Origin of the sequence: Flavobacterium ginsengisoli (genome assembly GCF_029625315.1) — a bacterium.
In the GTDB taxonomy this organism is placed as follows: Bacteria; Bacteroidota; Bacteroidia; order Flavobacteriales; family Flavobacteriaceae; genus Flavobacterium; species Flavobacterium ginsengisoli.
Genome location: NZ_CP121110.1, coordinates 2,708,818 through 2,726,999 on the forward strand (window position 1 = coordinate 2,708,818; position 18,182 = coordinate 2,726,999).

General features: G+C 32.9%; 17 protein-coding genes and 5 pseudogenes. 15 read left to right on the forward strand and 7 right to left on the reverse strand.

The window, feature by feature from the left end:
* Nucleotides 1-13: 13 nt before the first annotated feature.
* The 3 genes and pseudogenes from P5P87_RS12650 to P5P87_RS12660 form a co-directional block, all read right to left on the reverse strand.
* Nucleotides 14-359: pseudogene (locus P5P87_RS12650) on the reverse strand (phage holin family protein).
* 53 nt (nucleotides 360-412) lie between these two features.
* Nucleotides 413-1,177, reverse strand: a complete 765-nt coding sequence (locus P5P87_RS12655; RefSeq protein ID WP_198854438.1) for an alpha/beta fold hydrolase — start codon at nucleotides 1,175-1,177, stop codon at nucleotides 413-415.
* Nucleotides 1,178-1,203: 26 nt separating this feature from the next.
* Nucleotides 1,204-1,918: pseudogene (locus P5P87_RS12660) on the reverse strand (pyridoxine 5'-phosphate synthase).
* A 115-nt stretch (nucleotides 1,919-2,033) separates the two neighbouring features.
* Here P5P87_RS12660 and P5P87_RS12665 point away from each other — a divergent pair.
* The 8 genes and pseudogenes from P5P87_RS12665 (at nucleotide 2,034) to murI (ending at nucleotide 10,481) form a co-directional block, all read left to right on the forward strand.
* The gene (locus P5P87_RS12665; protein WP_198854440.1) at nucleotides 2,034-2,693 is read left to right on the forward strand and encodes a CBS domain-containing protein; all 660 of its coding nucleotides are present in this window, start codon (nucleotides 2,034-2,036) and stop codon (nucleotides 2,691-2,693) included.
* Between the two features lie 98 nt (nucleotides 2,694-2,791).
* Nucleotides 2,792-3,676, forward strand: a complete 885-nt coding sequence (locus P5P87_RS12670) for an NAD kinase (protein ID WP_198854441.1) — start codon at nucleotides 2,792-2,794, stop codon at nucleotides 3,674-3,676.
* A 173-nt stretch (nucleotides 3,677-3,849) separates the two neighbouring features.
* Nucleotides 3,850-4,542 carry a type IX secretion system protein PorG gene (gene porG / locus P5P87_RS12675; protein ID WP_278019533.1) on the forward strand — a complete coding sequence of 231 codons (693 nt, stop codon included), beginning with the start codon at nucleotides 3,850-3,852 and terminating at the stop codon, nucleotides 4,540-4,542.
* Between the two features lie 3 nt (nucleotides 4,543-4,545).
* A pseudogene (locus P5P87_RS12680) lies at nucleotides 4,546-5,285 on the forward strand (isoprenyl transferase).
* A 48-nt stretch (nucleotides 5,286-5,333) separates the two neighbouring features.
* A complete protein-coding gene (gene bamA, locus P5P87_RS12685; protein WP_422854071.1) occupies nucleotides 5,334-7,955 on the forward strand; it encodes an outer membrane protein assembly factor BamA in 2,622 nt (873 codons plus the stop codon).
* A 42-nt stretch (nucleotides 7,956-7,997) separates the two neighbouring features.
* A pseudogene (locus tag P5P87_RS12690) lies at nucleotides 7,998-9,036 on the forward strand (OmpH/Skp family outer membrane protein).
* A gap of 14 nt (nucleotides 9,037-9,050) precedes the next feature.
* Nucleotides 9,051-9,555: pseudogene (locus P5P87_RS12695) on the forward strand (OmpH/Skp family outer membrane protein).
* 149 nt (nucleotides 9,556-9,704) lie between these two features.
* A complete protein-coding gene (gene murI / locus P5P87_RS12700) occupies nucleotides 9,705-10,481 on the forward strand; it encodes a glutamate racemase (protein WP_198854447.1) in 777 nt (258 codons plus the stop codon).
* Between the two features lie 3 nt (nucleotides 10,482-10,484).
* Here the strand turns inward: murI and bamG are convergent, their stop codons facing one another.
* From bamG to P5P87_RS12720, 4 genes are read right to left on the reverse strand one after another with little or no spacing between them, the layout of a single operon-like run.
* On the reverse strand, nucleotides 10,485-11,468 hold the full coding sequence (bamG, locus tag P5P87_RS12705; protein WP_278019534.1) for a BamG family beta-barrel-assembly machinery protein: 984 nt from the start codon (nucleotides 11,466-11,468) through the stop codon (nucleotides 10,485-10,487).
* Nucleotides 11,422-11,721 carry a hypothetical protein gene (locus P5P87_RS12710; RefSeq protein WP_278019535.1) on the reverse strand — a complete coding sequence of 100 codons (300 nt, stop codon included), beginning with the start codon at nucleotides 11,719-11,721 and terminating at the stop codon, nucleotides 11,422-11,424. Before P5P87_RS12710 ends, bamG begins: the two co-directional genes overlap by 47 nt.
* The gene (locus tag P5P87_RS12715; protein WP_278019536.1) at nucleotides 11,722-12,192 is read right to left on the reverse strand and encodes a hypothetical protein; all 471 of its coding nucleotides are present in this window, start codon (nucleotides 12,190-12,192) and stop codon (nucleotides 11,722-11,724) included. It abuts the gene before it with no gap.
* A gap of 16 nt (nucleotides 12,193-12,208) precedes the next feature.
* Nucleotides 12,209-13,051, reverse strand: a complete 843-nt coding sequence (locus P5P87_RS12720; protein ID WP_278019537.1) for a DUF4270 family protein — start codon at nucleotides 13,049-13,051, stop codon at nucleotides 12,209-12,211.
* A gap of 417 nt (nucleotides 13,052-13,468) precedes the next feature.
* Between P5P87_RS12720 and P5P87_RS12725 the strand changes: the two genes are divergently transcribed.
* The 7 genes from P5P87_RS12725 (at nucleotide 13,469) to P5P87_RS12755 (ending at nucleotide 18,121) form a co-directional block, all read left to right on the forward strand.
* Nucleotides 13,469-14,122, forward strand: a complete 654-nt coding sequence (locus tag P5P87_RS12725; protein ID WP_278019538.1) for a DUF6268 family outer membrane beta-barrel protein — start codon at nucleotides 13,469-13,471, stop codon at nucleotides 14,120-14,122.
* Nucleotides 14,123-14,227: 105 nt separating this feature from the next.
* Nucleotides 14,228-15,145 (forward strand): Kelch repeat-containing protein, encoded by a 918-nt coding sequence (locus tag P5P87_RS12730; protein WP_278019539.1) that lies wholly within the window; start codon nucleotides 14,228-14,230, stop codon nucleotides 15,143-15,145.
* On the forward strand, nucleotides 15,135-15,461 hold the full coding sequence (locus P5P87_RS12735; RefSeq protein ID WP_278019540.1) for a DUF4907 domain-containing protein: 327 nt from the start codon (nucleotides 15,135-15,137) through the stop codon (nucleotides 15,459-15,461). The genes P5P87_RS12730 and P5P87_RS12735 overlap by 11 nt, the downstream gene beginning before the upstream one ends.
* On the forward strand, nucleotides 15,462-16,577 hold the full coding sequence (locus P5P87_RS12740) for a sensor histidine kinase (RefSeq protein ID WP_278019541.1): 1,116 nt from the start codon (nucleotides 15,462-15,464) through the stop codon (nucleotides 16,575-16,577). It begins immediately after the preceding gene.
* 12 nt (nucleotides 16,578-16,589) lie between these two features.
* A complete protein-coding gene (locus P5P87_RS12745) occupies nucleotides 16,590-16,979 on the forward strand; it encodes a peptidase associated/transthyretin-like domain-containing protein (protein ID WP_278019542.1) in 390 nt (129 codons plus the stop codon).
* Nucleotides 16,980-17,137: 158 nt separating this feature from the next.
* Nucleotides 17,138-17,302, forward strand: coding sequence for a hypothetical protein (locus P5P87_RS12750; RefSeq protein WP_278019543.1), 165 nt, complete (start codon nucleotides 17,138-17,140; stop codon nucleotides 17,300-17,302).
* A gap of 105 nt (nucleotides 17,303-17,407) precedes the next feature.
* Nucleotides 17,408-18,121, forward strand: coding sequence for a LytR/AlgR family response regulator transcription factor (locus tag P5P87_RS12755; RefSeq protein ID WP_198854455.1), 714 nt, complete (start codon nucleotides 17,408-17,410; stop codon nucleotides 18,119-18,121).
* Nucleotides 18,122-18,182 lie beyond the last annotated feature (61 nt).

Below are 18,182 nucleotides of genomic sequence, written 5' to 3' on the forward strand. Positions count from 1 at the left end.
TGCCGATTTGTTTTTATTTATCGTCTCCTAGTATTTTATAAGTAAGAGATTGAAGTATAGATAGAATAATGCTGAATATTAATGCTGTCCAAAATGAATTTACTGCAAAACCGCCTACAATATTAGTGCACAGTAAAATAATTACCGCGTTTATGACTAATAAAAATAAACCAAGCGTAACAAACGTTACTGGCAAAGTTAACAACACTAAAATTGGCTTAATAAAGATATTCAGCAATCCTAAAACTACTGCAACAATTACTGCTGTACCAAAACTAGCAACATGAACCCCTGTTAAAATGTTAGACAATAATAAAACCAAAGCAGACCGTAACGAGAAGTCTAAGTAATAATTTCATAGTTTTTAGGTTTAAAATTTATTTAAAAATAATAAAATTTTATCAAAAGTGTTTTATTCTTTTAAAAACGTTGCTGTCAATTCAAAAAACATTTTCGGATTTTCAGCATGAAGCCAGTGTCCTGCATTTGGAATGGTTTCTAATTTTAAATTTGGAAAATGCTTACGAATTTCATCAAGATCAGCATCTTGAATATAGCCAGAATTTCCACCTCTAATAAATAATGTCGGATTATTAAAAACCAAATGATCTGCCAAAGGTTTTCCGATCGCATCCAGATTATTATTAAAAGCTTCTAAATTAAATCTAAAAGCCAATTGTCCTGGCTCTTTCCAATATAGATTTTTCAGCAAAAACTGACGAGTCCCGAAATCTGGAACATATTGAGATAAAATTGCTTCTACATCATTTCGGCTTGGTTTTACAGAAAAATCTACTGCATTTAATCCTGCCAAAATATCCTGATGATGCTGTTTGTAGAATCTCGGACCAATATCTGCCACAATCAATTTGTCTACAATTTCTGGATGTGTCGTAGCAAAAAGCATCGCTACTTTCCCTCCCATCGAATGTCCTAGAATATCTATTCTAGTCAGATTATTTGCTTGACAGTATTCGTACACATCTTGAACCATCGCTTCATAACTCCATTCATCTGAATGAAAACTGCGACCGTGGTTTCTTAAATCTAAAATATGAACTTGAAATCCGGCTTCTACATATTGCCCGGCTAAAGTTTTCCAATTATCAGACATTCCGAGAAATCCGTGCATGATGACAAATGGTTTTCCTTCTCCTTCTATTTTTGAATAAAGCATATTTTTAATTTTTTCTTTTTAAAGAATTATTTCAATTTATTCAGATACATATTTACAGTATTATCTAAACCAAGATAAAGCGCCTCCGAAATTAAAGCATGGCCAATAGAAACTTCTAATAAACCTTGAATGTTTTCTTTAAAAAATTTGATATTATCTAAACTCAAATCGTGTCCAGCATTGATTCCTAACCCTAATTCATTTGCCAATACTGCAGCTTTAGCATAAGGATCAATTCCTTTTTCGTTTCCTAAACTATATTGATGTGCAAAAGATTCTGTGTACAACTCAATTCTATCTGTTCCTGTTTTTTTCGCGCCTTCAATCATTTCTAAAATTGGATCAACGAAAATTGAAGTTCTTATTCCGTTTCTTTGAAACTCCTGAATCACTTCAGTCAAATATTCTTGATTTTTGATTGTATCCCAGCCAGCAGAAGAGGTTATTGCACCAATTGCGTCTGGAACTAAGGTTACCTGATCTGGTTTGCATTCTAAAACTAAATCAATAAAATTATGCTTGCGGATTCCCTTCAATATTATATTCTGTGGTAACAACTGCTTTTAAATCGCGTGCATCTTGATAACGAATATGGCGCTCATCTGGACGTGGGTGAATTGTAATTCCTTGTCCGCCAAAACGCTGAATATCTGCGACTACTTTTAATAAATCGGGAACATTTCCGCCACGAGCATTTCGAAGCGTTGCTATTTTATTGATATTTACACTTAATTTTGTCATATAAATAGATATTAATTCTAGTAATCTTATATTTGTTACGACAAAAATACAAAGTAAAACAGAGCGGTTTTCGGTATTTTTTGATTATTTTGCATCAAATATCCTCAATTGATTTATGACAGAAATTACAAACTATATCACAAACGATTTCAGAGCAATTGACAGTCAGGAAACAATTGCCTCGATTCAGGACTTTTTTATCGATGTAAATTTTTCTCATTTTCCGATTTTAGAAGATGGTATTTTTATTGGAAGCATCTCTTCTGATGATGTTGAAACATTTGACACTGATAAAAAAGCAATTGATTACAAATACGCTTTAGAACGTTTCTTTGCCAGAAAATCGATGATTTGGCTAGATGTTCTAGAGGTTTTTGCAAAAAACCACACGAATATCCTGCCTATTCTTGATGAAAACAATAATTATATAGGATACTACGAAATGGAAGACATCATGAAGTTTTTTCAGGAAACTCCATTTTTAAAAGAACCTGGTGCCATTATTATTGTACAAAAAGGGCTTTTGGATTATTCTATGAGTGAAGTAACTCAAATTGTAGAAAGCAATAATGGTAAAATTTTAGGCTGTTTTGTTTCTGAAGCTGATACAGAAAATGTTCAAATCACTGTAAAAATTGGCTTGGGAGCAATCAACGAAATTATTCAGACGTATAGAAGATATGGTTACGAAATTATTTCAGAGCATCAAGAAGACAACTATATCAATAGCTTAAAAGAGCGATCAGATTATTTAGACAAATATCTCAACATATAAATTATGAATGTGCCAATGAGAAAATTAGTTAATTAGATAATTTTCGCATTTCCAGATTATCTAATTGACACATTGACAAATTATCTAATTTACAACGAATGAAAATAGCCATTTACGGACAATACTATCAGAATAGCACTGAACCTATTATAAAAGACATCTTCACATTTTTCAATACCAACAACGTCGAAATGGTAATTGAAGAAAATTTCCTGAATATGCTTTATGAAAAACAGCTTATAAAAAAAGAATACAAAACTTTTTCGCCAAGTACTGCTTTAGATAATAGTTTCGAAATGTTGATTAGTATTGGAGGCGACGGAACGATTTTAAGAGCCGCTGCTTTTGTTCGTAATTCTGGAGTACCTTTATTAGGTATAAATGCTGGACGATTAGGTTTTCTTGCCAAAGTTCAGAAAGAAAATATAGATATTTTACTTCAATACGTTATTGATCAAAACTACACCACTTCTGAAAGAACTTTATTAGGAATCACATGCGAACCTTACAACGAAGCTTTTAAAGAACTTAATTTCGCTATGAACGAAGTTACAGTGAGTAGAAAAGATACCACTTCGATGATTACAGTAGAAACCTATTTGAACAACGAATATCTAAATTCTTATTGGGCAGACGGATTAATCATTTCAACGCCAACCGGTTCTACAGGATATTCTTTAAGCTGTGGCGGGCCAATTTTAACGCCAGATGTCAAAAGTTTAGTAATTACGCCAATTGCTCCACATAATTTAACTGCCAGACCTCTTGTTATTCCCGACGATACAGAAATTACTTTGCGCGTAACAGGAAGAGAAGACCAATATTTGGTTTCTTTAGACTCAAGAATTTCTTCGGTAAAAAACGAGTCTATTTTAAAAATTAAAAAAACAGATTACAAAATTAAAATGGTTGAAATACCAGACGAGACTTTCTTAAAAACCTTGAGAAACAAACTGCTCTGGGGAGAAGATAAAAGAAATTAAACTCTTTTCTGATTCTTCACTATACGATAATACCACATTTTCTCGTTCTGCATGTAGTGAATCATCATTAAATGGCTCAAAATCATAACGTAAATTGAAAAAAAAGCACATTTAACTAAAGGAACTTTGATTCGTATTGATAATTATTATATTTGCACGCAATTTTGAATTAAATGAAGAAAATTTTTAATTTATTGTTATGTTTTTTCCCCTTTATTACACTTAATGCTCAGATCAATGAGATTGGTGTTTTTCTTGGCGGAAGCAACTTTGTAGGCGATGTTGGAAAAACAACTTATATCGCTCCAGAAAAATTAGCTTTTGGTGTTCTTTACAAATGGAACAGAAGCCCAAGACACGCATGGAGATTCTCATATACACAGTCAAATATTAGTGGAAACGATTACAAATCTGATGAAACAGGAAGAAATCAAAGAGGCTATCGTTTTGACAATGACATAAAAGAGCTTTCTGCTGGTTTAGAATTTAATTTTTTCGATTTTAATCTGCACGATTATCACACAAAAATAACGCCTTACGTGTTTACTGGTTTAAATTATTTCTTCTTCAATAATCTATACCGATACACTGCAACTCCCAATACCGTATACGAGCTAAAGAACAGAAGTTCTATGTCTATACCTATTACATTAGGTATAAAATCAAATATATCTCCACGTTTTGTTTTAGTTGCCGAAGTTGGTGCACGCTATACATTTACGGATAATATTGACGGAAGCAATCCAAATACAAGCAATCCAAGTATTATGAAATTTGGAAATTTAAATAATAATGACTGGTATATTTTTTCTGGTATGACTTTAACCTATACCTTTGGAAAAAAACCATGCTATTGCGCATACTAAAAAATGAATTTAATAGAATCGATAGATCACAAAAACTTACCTAGACACCTAGCCATTATTATGGACGGTAACGGCCGCTGGGCAAAACAACAAGGTTTCATGCGCGCGTTTGGCCACGAAAATGGCACTAAATCTGTAAAAGAGATAATCAAAACCTCAGCTAAGCTTGGAATTGAATATTTAACTCTATATGCTTTTTCTACAGAAAATTGGAATCGTCCAAAACTTGAGGTTCAGGCGTTAATGAAAATATTGATTAATTCATTAAAAAAAGAGCTAGTTACCCTTCAAGAAAACAATATCAGACTTAATGCAATTGGAAATCTTGATAAATTACCAAAAACAGCCCAAAAAGAACTTTTGGATGTTATGGAAAAAACGAAAAACAATACTCGCTTAACTCTTACTCTCGCTTTAAGCTACGGTTCTAGAGAGGAACTGGTAAATGCCGTAAAGTCAATTAGTGATAAAGTTAAAAATAATATAATTTCAATAGACACTATTGACGATTCAATTATAAATGAGCATCTTTACACGCAAAATTTACCTGACGTAGATTTATTAATACGAACAAGTGGAGAACATAGAATAAGTAATTTTTTGCTGTGGCAGATTGCCTATGCAGAATTGTATTTTACTAATGTCTTGTGGCCAGACTTTAAAGACCAAGATTTATATGAGGCTATTATTAGTTATCAAAAAGAGAACGTAGATTTGGAAAAACCAGTGAACAAATTAAATAATTTTTTAGTGTTGCAAAAAAAATACAAATAGTCTTTACCCTTTTACTATTGGGTAGTTTTTCACAAATTAAAGCACAAGAAAGAGTTCCTTTTGATCAAGGAAAAAAATATATTTTAGCTAAAGTTTCTGTTGTTGGTAAAATAAGCTTCAATGAGCAAACTGTCGTAACCTTTTCAGGACTTCAAAAAGGTCAGGAAATCACTGTTCCTGGAGAAGAAATTAGTAGTGCAATTAAAAAATTAGGCAAGCTAGGTCTTTTCGACGAAATCGCATTCTATGTTAATAAAGTAGAAAACGACAGTATCTATTTAGATTTAGATATTGTTGAACTTCCTAAATTAAATGAGGTTAAAATCATTGGTGTTAAGAAAAGTAAAATAGAAGGCTTAATTAAAGACAATAACCTGACAAAGAACAAAATTGTCAACGAAAACTTAATTACCACTACCAAAAATTACATCGAAAACAAATACAAAAAAGAAGGTTTTTATAACACAAAAGTTACTATTACCAATACTCCCGATAGTATTAACGGACACCAAGTTAATATGCTTGTCCGAATAGATAAAGGAGATAAAGTTAAAATCAGCAGTATTGATTTTACTGGAAACAAACAACTTACAGACAGCCAATTGCGTGCTGCGATGAAAGACACTAAGCAGAAAAATTTCATTCGTGTATTTAAGGCTTCTAAATTTATTCCAGAGAAATACAAAACTGACTTAGAAAAAGTAATCTCTGCCTACAAAGAAAAAGGATATCGCGATGCTCGTATTATCTATGATTCTGTTCAGTATAACAAGAAAAAGAATACTCTAGCAATTAAGATTAATGTAGAAGAAGGTAACAAATATTACTTCGGAAATATTAAATTCTTAGGTAATACAGTTTATTCAGATCAGCTTTTAAATCGTTATTTAGGAATCAAAAAAGGAGAAACTTATAACGGAGTTTTACTAGAAAAAAGAATTGCTGATAAGTCAAAACCAGACGCAGAAGACATTACCAACTTATACCAAAACAACGGTTATTTGTTCTCAAACATTAATGCTGTAGAGGTAAAAACAGTTAACGATACTATTGATTTTGAAATTAGAGTTACTGAAGGTCCTATTGCTTACTTCAACAAAATTACTGTTGTTGGAAACGATAAAACAAATGACCACGTTATTTACCGTGAGTTAAGAACTAAACCAGGTGAAAAATACAGTAAAGAACAATTGGTTAGAACTATCCGTGAGATTGGACAATTAGGTTTCTTTGACCCAGAGGCAATTGATCCTAAATTTAAAAATGTTGATGCCGGAGCTGGAACTGTTGATATTGAATATAACGTAGTCGAAAAAGGATCTAGCCAGGTCGAACTTCAAGGAGGTTATGGCGGTGGAGGTTTCATCGGAACATTAGGTCTTTCGTTTAACAACTTCTCGGCGAGAAAGATTTTTGACAAAGAAGCTTACAAGCCTTTACCAATGGGAGACGGACAAAAAGTTGCTCTACGTTTGCAAGGAAGTACATACTTCCAAACGTATAGTTTATCTTTCTCAGAGCCATGGTTTGGAGGGAAAAAACCTGTACAGTTTAGTTCATCTCTTTCATACAGTAAGCAATTTCTTAACAATTACATCACTCGAACTGTTGATAAAAGCAAAAGTTTTAATATTTTTACAGTACAAGTTGGTTTAGCGAAAAGATTAACTGTGCCAGATGACTACTTTGTACTATCACAATCTGTAAGTTATCAGCACTATGACTTGAACAATTATAATACAGGTTTGTTTACTTTTGGTAACGGAGCCTCAAGAAACTTAGCTTATACTATTGGACTTTCAAGAAGTAATAAAGGGGTAAACCCAATATTCCCAACTTATGGTTCTGAATTTAGTATTACTGCAAAAGTTACGCCTCCATATTCATTATTTAATGGTATTGATTATGGTGATTTGAAAAACCAAAAAGAATACAAATCACAATACACAGGTGTAAATACATCTGATGATTATGGCCAGCCACTTAATACTGGAGATTACATCAAAACAGATGCCTCTGGAAAAACTGTAAGTGTTGGATCAGATTATGCAAGTGCCGATACAGATGTGGCGAAAGTCGATCAGAAAAAATACAACTGGTTAGAATACTATAAAGTTAAATTTAGAGGAGACTGGTATACTAAAGTTTATGGAAAATTAGTATTAAGAACACTTACAGAGTTTGGTTTCTTAGGAGCTTACAATCAAGAAAGAGGTGTAATTCCGTTTGAACGTTTTTACTTAGGAGGTGATGGTATGGCCAACTACTCAATGGATGGTAGAGAAACTATCCAGTTAAGAGGTTATCCAAACAACTCTTTAACCCCTGTAAATGCTGCAGGTGATGCAATTGGAGCAACGATTTACAACAAATTCTCAATGGAATTACGTTACCCAATTACATTAAAAGCATCGGCTTCTATTTTTGCATTAACGTTCCTAGAAGCAGGTTCATCATACCCAACTTTTAAAGATTATAATCCATTCGATTTAAATCGTTCTGCTGGTGCTGGTTTACGTGTATTCATGCCTGCATTTGGTTTATTGGGTATTGACTTTGGTTACGGATTTGACGCTCTTCCAGGACAAACAAAAGCTAATGGATGGGAAACACACTTTATTATTGGACAACAATTTTAGTGAAATAACGTTTGGTTAAAAATCATCAAATAAAGTTATGTTATGAGAAAACAATTTTTATTTATATTTTTAGCCTTGATTGTAGCAAATACAAGTCAGGCACAAGGAAAGACTACTCGAATTGGCTACATCGACATGGAATATATTTTAGAAAATGTTTCCGATTATAAAGAAGCTAAATCACAATTAGAGCAAAAAGCTCAAAAGTGGAAACAAGAAGTAGAGGCTAAAAAATTAAATATAAATAATTTGAAAGAAAGCTTAAAAACAGAAAAAGCTTTACTTACAAAAGAATTAATAGAAGAAAGAGAAACAGAAATTAAGTTTCTTGAACAAGAAATGATGGATTATCAGCAGAAACAATTTGGTTCTGATGGAAATCTAATGAGACAGAAAGCGACTTTAGCAAAACCTATACAAGATCAGGTTTTTACAGCTGTGCAAGATATAGCAGAAGCAAAAAATTATGATTTTGTTTTTGATAAATCATCAGATCTTACCATGCTTTTTAGCAATAAAAGGTTCGATATTAGCGATCAGGTTTTAAGAATTTTAAACCGTACTGAAAAACGTGAGCAACTGTCTAAAAAACAATTGAAAGAACAAGAAGCTAAAGAAAATATTGAAAATGCAATTGACGAAAATCCAGCAATGGCTGATCGCCAAAAAGCACTAGATGAGAAAAGAAGCGACTAGAGAAAAGCTAATTCAGGACAGAAAATTAGAACAGGAAGCTAAGAAGAAAGAATACGACGACAGAAGAAAAGCACTGCAAGAAGAAAGAGAAGCGAAAAAAAATGGCACGGTTTCTGGAACAGCTACAACAGCAGTTCCTGGTGCAGCCGCAACAACAGGTGACGCTAAAACAAGCTCAACTGCTAAAACTGCAACACCTGCAGCTACGGGAGAAACACCTGCCGGAGAACAGCCTGCAATGACAAAAGCAGAAGAAAGACAATTACTTTACGAACAACGTAAAAAAGAATTGGAAGAAAGAAGAAAGAAAATTTTAGAAGAAAGAGAAGCGGCTAAAAAAGCAAAAGAAGCCGAAACGCAAAAAGCAAATACGACCAATAATTAATTAATATTTTAAAAATGATGAAACAAATCAAAACTTTACTAATTGCTCGCAATTCTTATTTTAGGAGCAAGTAACACAATGAACGCGCAAGCGAAGGTAGCACATGTTGATGTAAGCGAGATCATGGGGAAAATGCCTGCTATGCTAGATGCTCAAAATCAACTGCAAAAATTAAGTGGTACATATGATGCTGAATACAAAAAAATGGTTGACGAATATCAAGTAAAAATCAAAAAGTACGAAGCTGAAGCCGCAACTGTAACTGATGCTGTAAACGGTGAGCGTTCTAAAGAGGTTCAAGATATGCAAAAGAGAATTGTTGATTACAGAGACAATGCTCAAAAAGAATTACAACAAAAAGAAACTGATATCGTAAAACCATTAATGGAAAAAGTTAGAGCTTCTATCCAAAAAGTTGGAAAAGCTAAAGGTTTCCAATATGTATTAGACGGTTCTACTTTATTATTAGCTGATGGTCCAAACATCACTGCTGACGTTAAAAAAGATTTAGGATTCTAAGAAATTAAATCTCGATAATTAAACTGCTCAATTTGTATAATTTGAGCAGTTTTTTTTTACAAAAAATTAAAGCTAATCTTTCGTATTATTTCAAGATTTGACTTAACTTAGAATAACAATTTTATTTAAAAAATATTTAAATTTGCTTTATGATAAACAATAATCCTATAGGCGTTTTTGATTCTGGTATTGGCGGAACTTCCATTTGGAGCGCCATTCATGATCTTCTTCCAAATGAAAAAACCATTTATCTAGCTGACAGCAAAAATGCGCCTTATGGACAAAAAACCAAAGAAGAAATTGTTGCGTTAAGTAAAAAAAACGTAGAGTTTTTATTAGAGAATAATTGCAAATTAATTGTCGTTGCTTGCAATACTGCAACTACAAATGCTATACTAGAACTTCGTGCAGATTACAACATTCCATTTGTAGGGATTGAGCCAGCTATTAAACCAGCTGCAACCAATTCTCAAACACAGGTAATTGGAATTTTAGCTACAAAAGGAACACTTAACAGTGAGCTCTTTAATAAAACTGCTGAGATGTTTCACAATACAAAAATCATTGAGCAAGTTGGTCATGGACTTGTACAGCTTATTGAGGATGGCAATTTGTATTCGCCAGAAATGACACAATTATTAGAGTCATACCTTCAGCCTATGATTGAAGCCAATATTGATTATTTGGTTTTAGGATGTAGCCACTACCCTTATTTAATTCCTCAAATAAAAAAAATTCTCCCAGATCATATTAAAATAATAGATTCAGGAGAAGCTGTTGCACGCCAGACAAAAAATCTGCTTCGTGATAAGGTTGGTTTTTCTGAAAGTACAGATCACGATCCAATATTTTATGTAAACTCAGATCCTAAAGTTTTAGAATCAATTTTAGAACATAAATATCCAGTAATCAAAAAAGACTTTTAAGTATTATTCAAACTTTCGCTTGACGAACCAAATTCCGTCCAACGATAAATTGAGTGATATTTTATGGTAATTTTCTTTTATCAAATCATTCGCGATTCTACCTTTCTGCCCGTAAGAATAAGAAATATTGAGTGACGAAAATGTATTTTCAATTGGTAGGTTTAGTCCAATAGAAACAGATGCGCTATTAACACGCTGTCTGTCGACTTCGAGGTAACCGTTGTCAAAATTTACACCAGCAGCATACCCTACTCGATCCCAGTATCTTCTAACATTCTTTTTGGCGCTATAAGTAAATCCAAGCGCAAAACGATCCTGATTTACAAATTCGCCATACAGATCAGACTGTTTTGTATTTTTCCAAAAACTCTTCTCATAATCTAAAGTCATATTCAAATTATTCTTAAATCGCTTACTAACTCCAAAGCCCAATTCTAAAGGCATATAATAATCGTCGGTCTTTGTGGCTATATTCGTTTCTATAGCAGTTTCTACTTCATCTGCAATACTTGCAACCGACTGCACTTTTGATGCATTTATTCTTGCTGGAACTTTAATTGTTGTTCCTATTGTAAGGGTCGAATCTATTTTAAATTGAGCTCCTAATGTTGCCCGAACTCCGCTATAATCTGTTTTTTTATGTATCGTGGTAACTGCATTCGAAATAAGAAAAGCACGATCATCAATTGTATTTCCAAAAAGCACCGTTCCAGTTACTCCTACTGTCAATTTTTTTCCAAATCTATATCCGTATGAAAAATCCAGATTGTTTAAACCTCCAGATCCTTGTGCTGTCACGTAATAAGATTCCTGACTGTCTGCAATTGGGAGTTCTAAATTTGAGATTTTAAATACCGAGCTAGAATATGGACGAAGCGCCAAACTAAAACCAGAATTTTTAGTAACAGGAAAAGCAAAAGCTAAATGAGAAAATTGAAAATTATTTCGATTTTCTGTACGATTGTCTGCTTTGATATGTTGTGGCAATGGCTTTTCCTCCAATATCAAAAAGAAAATGATTTTGATACATATATCCTAAAGATGCCGGATTTAAATTATTGATAAAAGTATCTGAAGGTAATGCAATACCTGAACCGCCAATAGAAGGCAGATAACCAAAGTCTGAATCGTACAAGCTTCCAACGCCATAAAGCGAATATGGAGAACTTGAGATACTTTGAGAAAATGAAGTTAGCGACATTAAAAGGAAGCAACTCCATAAAACAACTTTATTTTTCATTTAGTAAGAGATGTAATAAATTTTTAGCTGAATTTTATTATCGGCATATTTTTGATTCCCCAAAACAATTCTGTTAACAGATTTGGAAATTCCAGGCAACGTTAAAATAAGAGACGACCTAGAATCGGATGCTTTAAGCATTTCTTTCTGAAGAAAAGCTCCAACAGGAATTGTATAGCCAATATTTTCGTTAAATTCATCGCTTTTTTTGTTCAATATCCCGTATACGGTAGTTCCGGCAGAATTTGTTAATGCTCCGCTTATTCTGTTCAAATTATCGCCAACAAAAACAGAAAGAGAATCGGCCAGTGGATATTTGTCAGAATAAGAGTTATTGACAGGCTTTAAAATTAGCTCTGCATTTACGATAGCGCCATTAGTCGAAATATTTTTAAACTGTTTAATATTCGGAAATTCAACTCTACAGGCGACTCCAGTTCCTGACTGAATAAAACCTTGATTATTGGTCAAGTTACTAGACAGATTACTACTCGAGACGGGAAGATTCTGCGAGCAACGTTCCTGTTTTATCTAAAGAAATAGAATTAAACTGTTTTGTTTTGTCTAAAATGGTATAATCCAGAATATACGACTCCTCATCTGTATCTGCCATATATTTTGAATAATACAATCGCATTTTGCTACTTCCAGCGCTAAATCCTATTATATTGGAAGAATTGGATGTTTCTGGAACCAAAACAAGACCTTTTAAGTATTCTGTAAAACTGTCAAAATCTGTAATTTCTCTTTTTTTAATTTTCTGAAAAAGAGCTTCTCCAAATTCTTTATCCATTTTAATATTAATAGAGTCCTTTTGTTTTGGTCTTGGTATAAAAGATATTTTTCCCAAGCTTTCAGTGCTATAACTTAAAGCAGAATTGTTATAGAAATTACTATCGTCTGTATTAGGCTTAACTTTTTGAAGCAAACGATGAATGTCAAATGTTTGAACCTTTGTAGTATCTCCGTAATAATACTTATCATATTTAAGAATCATCGAAATCGAATCGAAAACGTAATTAACCGCTTCAGTATCTGAACCTGTATTATTCAATGCGTAGGAAGCTCCTGAAAGCTGAAAATAGCTGTCCGACTTTACTTTTCCAAAAATAGGATCATCATAATTCCCGATCAAGATTCTACTTTTATTCGAAGTTACCAGCGAGTCAAAATTAATGGTTGACATTTCTACGGTCACAGTATCTATCATGATTACTTTATTACTCAAAGCCAAATAATCTGACCCAACCGTAAATTCTCCAGTGTCTGTATCTGTACCACATGAAAATAAGGTCAGTACAAAAAGTAGTATCAATATAAACTTCTGCATAATTTAATTTTTGGACAAATATAAATTGTGCACTTTGGCGACACACTATAACATATACTATTGCGCTTTTTTAGGCTACTAATTGCACAAAACGATCTATAACCCAAAATCTGTTCTCGAATTTTAATTCGACCTTAAAAACGGCTGTTTTGTCTATCAAAACACGTCATATATATATCTTCTTTTTTTTAAGAGCGCCATCCATCTAATTTTGAGCCAATAAAATAAATAATGAAAGTAAGGTTTATAATTTGTTCTCTTTTTTTGATTTCATTTTTAGGTTTAAAAGCTCAAGAAAATTTTAGTGCCACTCTAAATTTCAAAACGGAGCCGACAGACAAGATAAATTTTAGCGAAACAAACATCGCAGTCTTTTATCAGAAGAAACTAGGAACAAAAAGCAAAATAGCTAACACATTGGAATATTCTAATTTGAAGGTGAATTACGAGTTTAATCCCTATAATTTTTATGCGGATCAGGACAAATTCAACCAAGTTCAAGACAAGTTCGAATATTCATCTGAAATAACAGAGAAAACAAGATGGCAACTTTCTGTAGTTCCTACTGCCAATTTTCAGAGCAAACTGGATTTTTCAGATGTTACCGTTTTAGGAAGTTTAGAAATTAGCCAGCAACTGAGCTCAAAATTCAATGTAATAGTTGGAGCTGGGCGAACATCGATTTTTGGAGCGCCAAAGTTTACGCCAATTGTTGCTTTTGATTATAAAATGAACGAGAAAACCGATTTTGAAATTGGATTTCCAGATTCGAGAATTTCTTATTCTAATAATGATCGAAATAAATTTAGTCTGACGAATAGTTTTAATGGAAACTTTTATCATTTAGACGAAAAAAACGTAGACAATAATGCCGAAAAAGCAGTTTTATCGCAAATGACATCGGCTTTGGAATATGAAAGAAATGTTGCTGCCAATTGGTTTTTAAATTTTAAAGCCGGTTACGATTTCAACAAAAAATACAATTTACTAGATAGCAACGACCACAAAATTTACGATTACAATAATGGAAATGGTTACGTTTTAGGAATAGGGATCAAATACAAACAATAAATTTTAAATACACTATGATTAATCTAAAAAAAGGAATTTTATTCACAGCGCTTTTTTCAAGCCTCTTTTTGATAAGTCTGCAGCAATGATAATGACGATGATGATTTGGTAGGAAACTGGATTAAAAAATCAGCCTTTGATGGCCCTGCAAGATCTAGTGCAACAAGTTTCGTTATCGGAGATTATGCTTATGTAGTTGGCGGTTATACTGGCGATGTTTATTTAAAAGATTTATGGGTTTACAACTCAAACGGAGATTATTGGGAACAAAAGGCCGATTTCGGCGGTATAGGAAGAAGTTCTGCTTCTAGTTTTGCTTTAAACGAAAAAGGTTATGTTGGTCTTGGTTATGATGGAACAAATAAACTGAAAGACTTTTACCAATACGATCCTACTGCAAACAGCTGGTCGCAAAAAACAGATTTTGCAGGAACTGCTCGTTACGCCGCTGTAGGTTTTCAGGTTGGTGGTAAAGCGTATTTTGGGACTGGTTATGATGGAAATTACTTAAAAGATTTTTATCAGTACGATGATCAAGCTAATACTTGGACTTTGGTAAATGGTTTTAGCGGAAACAAAAGACGTAATGCAACGGTTTTCACAATTGCAGATAAAGCATATTTAGTAACTGGTGTGAACAATGGTGTTTATCAAGAAGATTTCTGGGAATTTGATCCGTCTACAGATGTATGGACAAGAAAAAGAGATATTGATAAAGACACAGACGATGATTATAGCTACAACGATGATTACGCAATTGTTCGTTCTAATGCATCTAGCTTTTCTATGAATGGATTAGGATATGTTGTGGGTGGTGAAAACATAAAAACAGTTTGGGAATATAATCCGTCAACAGACTTATGGGTAGAAAGAACTCCAATGGAAGGTGCTACAAGAACAGATGCTGTAGGTTTTGCCATCAATAATCGTGGATTCTATATGTTAGGACGAATTGGTTCTACTTATTTTGATGATGCTTGGGAATTTAAGCCATTAGACGAACAAAGTGACGATGACAATTAATAATAAACAATACTTCTGGAGTAAAATCCAGAAGTGTTTGATAGTTTTTGCCATTCTTCTTTTTATTGCTTGCGCGAAAAAAGAATCTTTGAGAACGGCTTCTTTTAAAACAAGTTCTGGTTGGGGATATACAATTGCCTACAAAGAAAAAGTTTTAATTAAACAGTCGGTTATTCCTGTAATAAGTGATACTAAAAGTTTCAAAACAGAAGATGACGCCTTAAAGGTTGCCGATCTTGTTAAGCAAAAACTCAAACAAAACTTATCGCCAACGGTAACCAAAAATGAACTAATTTTATTAAAAATAAAATTGTAAATGCAGATAGATACCATTAAAAATACCGGCTACAACAAAATATTATTCCATTTTGCGATATGGGTTTTCTTTATTTTGACTTCGTTAATTCAGTTTTACGAAAGTCCATTTAAGATTAGTAACGACTTTTATGTGCAATGGACAACCGGAATTGTTTTGTTTTATCTGAACTATTTTTATTTGGTTCCAAATTATTTATTGCAAAAAAAATACTGGCTCTACTTTACGTTTGCTTTTGTTTTAATTGCAACATTTATGATCATAAGGATAAATTATTTTATCCCTGAATTTAGGCATTTAAGACCAGAAAATATAATGCCTCCAAGTACAATGCCTCATGATCCGCATTTTTTCCCGCGAGGCGAAAGAATGCATCAGAGAATTGAAATGAGACAGCCTCTTTTCTTTAAAATTGGCCCATCGTTTTTCTATATTCTGATCATTACAATCTCTGCAATTATTAGAACATTAACTGAATTTTATAATAATCAGCAAAATAAACTGATTGCCGAAACACATAGAACAAATACCGAATTAATCTATTTGCGCAAACAAACCAATCCGCATTTTTTATTTAATTCTTTAAACAGTATTTATTCTTTGGCACACAAAAAATCTGATTTGGTCCCTGATGCCATCGTAACCTTATCTGAACTTATGCGCTATATGCTGTATGAAACAGATAACAAAACGGTGGCTTTAGAAAAAGAAGTCAATTATATCCAGAATTATATCGAACTACAAAAGCTGCGATTAAACAATATCGAAGACATCGTAATCAATGTTCATGGCGACACTAAAAATAAATATATTGAGCCTTTATTATTGATTTCTTTTGTTGAAAATGCCTTTAAATATGGAACTGATTACAAAGGCGCGGCTCACGTAAGAATTAAAATTCTAATTACGGATAACAATCTTGATTTCTGGATTGAAAACACCATTGAGAATTATGTAAAAGATCCTGAAAATTCAGGAATTGGATTAGTGAATATCCAAAGCCGTCTTGATCTTCTCTATCCAAACGCACACGAACTAACCATTACTCAGGATAATGAATATTACCGAGTTCATTTGAATTTAAAGTTGGACGAAATTAAAACCGCAATACATTAAACAAAACTGATTATGGACAGAAAAAAATTCATCCGAAATGGTATTTTGGGCATTGCATCTTTGGCAACAGCTTCAAAATTTTTAGAATCTTGTTCTAAAAGCGACAATGATGAAACCGACTCAAGCAATTCTGGAGACGGAAGTTGCACTGTTTCTCCTGCTGAAACAAAAGGCCCGTTTCCGATTAAAACGCCGAGTCAGTTGGTTTTAGAAAACATCAAATCTGATCGCGTTGGAATTGCGCTATTGATTAATTTAAAGATTGAAAATAAGAATAACAATTGCGAACCTCTTTCTGGAGTTTTGGTAGATGTTTGGCATTGTGACAAAGACGGAAATTATTCTGAATATGGCGGCACGCAAATGCAGACAAACAGACTATACTTCTGTACATTTTCTTAGAGGAAGACAAACTTCGAACTCTAGTGGAGAAGTTTCTTTTATCTCGATTTATCCTGGTTGGTACCAAGGAAGAGCTCCGCATGTACATGTAGAAGTATTATCAAGTTCAGGAACTTCTTTGCTGGTAACTCAAATTGCTTTTCCTGAAACAATTTCAAGTGAAGTATATTCAAGTACAAATTATGCTCGCACACGGACAAGCAGATACTGCAAATACAAAAGACAATGTCTTTGCTGATAGCCTAGCCGATGAGCTGGCAACCATGACAGGAAACTTGACAGATGGTTTTACGCTAACTAAAACTATAACTGTTAACGCATAATTTTAATTAGTTAACCAGTATTTTATGAAAATTTTAAAACTTAATTCACTGGTTTCAAACTACTTTTGAATGCAAAATGTATTTTAAAAAATTAATTCAGAAAAGATGAAATGTGTAATTATTGATGACGAACCTTTAGCTGTAGAATTATTACAGGATTTTGTCAAAAAAGTAGAAGCTCTGGAGCTTATAAACACTTTCAATAATGCTATTGATGCTGTTTCATTTATCAATCAGAATAATGTCGATTTGATTTTTCTTGATATTCAAATGCCTCATTTTTCTGGAATTGATTTTTTAAATACGATAGAAAAAAAACCTCTTGTTATTTTTACAACTGCTTATTCTGATTATGCGGTAGAAGGATTTAATCTTGGCGCTGTGGATTATTTGGTTAAACCAATTCCGTTTCATCGATTTCTAAAAGCTGTTGTAAGAGCACAGCAAATTTTTCAGCCTGCAGCAAATCTTGCAATTGCGGAAAACAATAATACACCTGAAATTGAACAGGATTTTATGTTTGTAAGAGCTGAATATGAAAATGTAAAATTAAATTTTGCTGATATTCTTTTTATTGAAGGATTAAAAGATTATGTCAAAATCTACACGACAGATAATAAATTTACGCTTACGCTAATTAGTTTAATCAAATTAGAAAATCTGCTTTCAAGCAAAGGTTTTGCGAGAATTCACAGATCCTACATCATAAATATCAAACATGTAAAATCGATTCAGAAAAACAAAGTTTTAATAAGCGATAAAAGAATTCCAATCAGCGAAAGCTATAAGAGTACTTTCTTTGAAAAAATCAACCTCTAAATTTTTTAAATTCCAATAAAAAAATTCCAAATTCCAAAAAGCTAAAACTCTTGGAATTTGG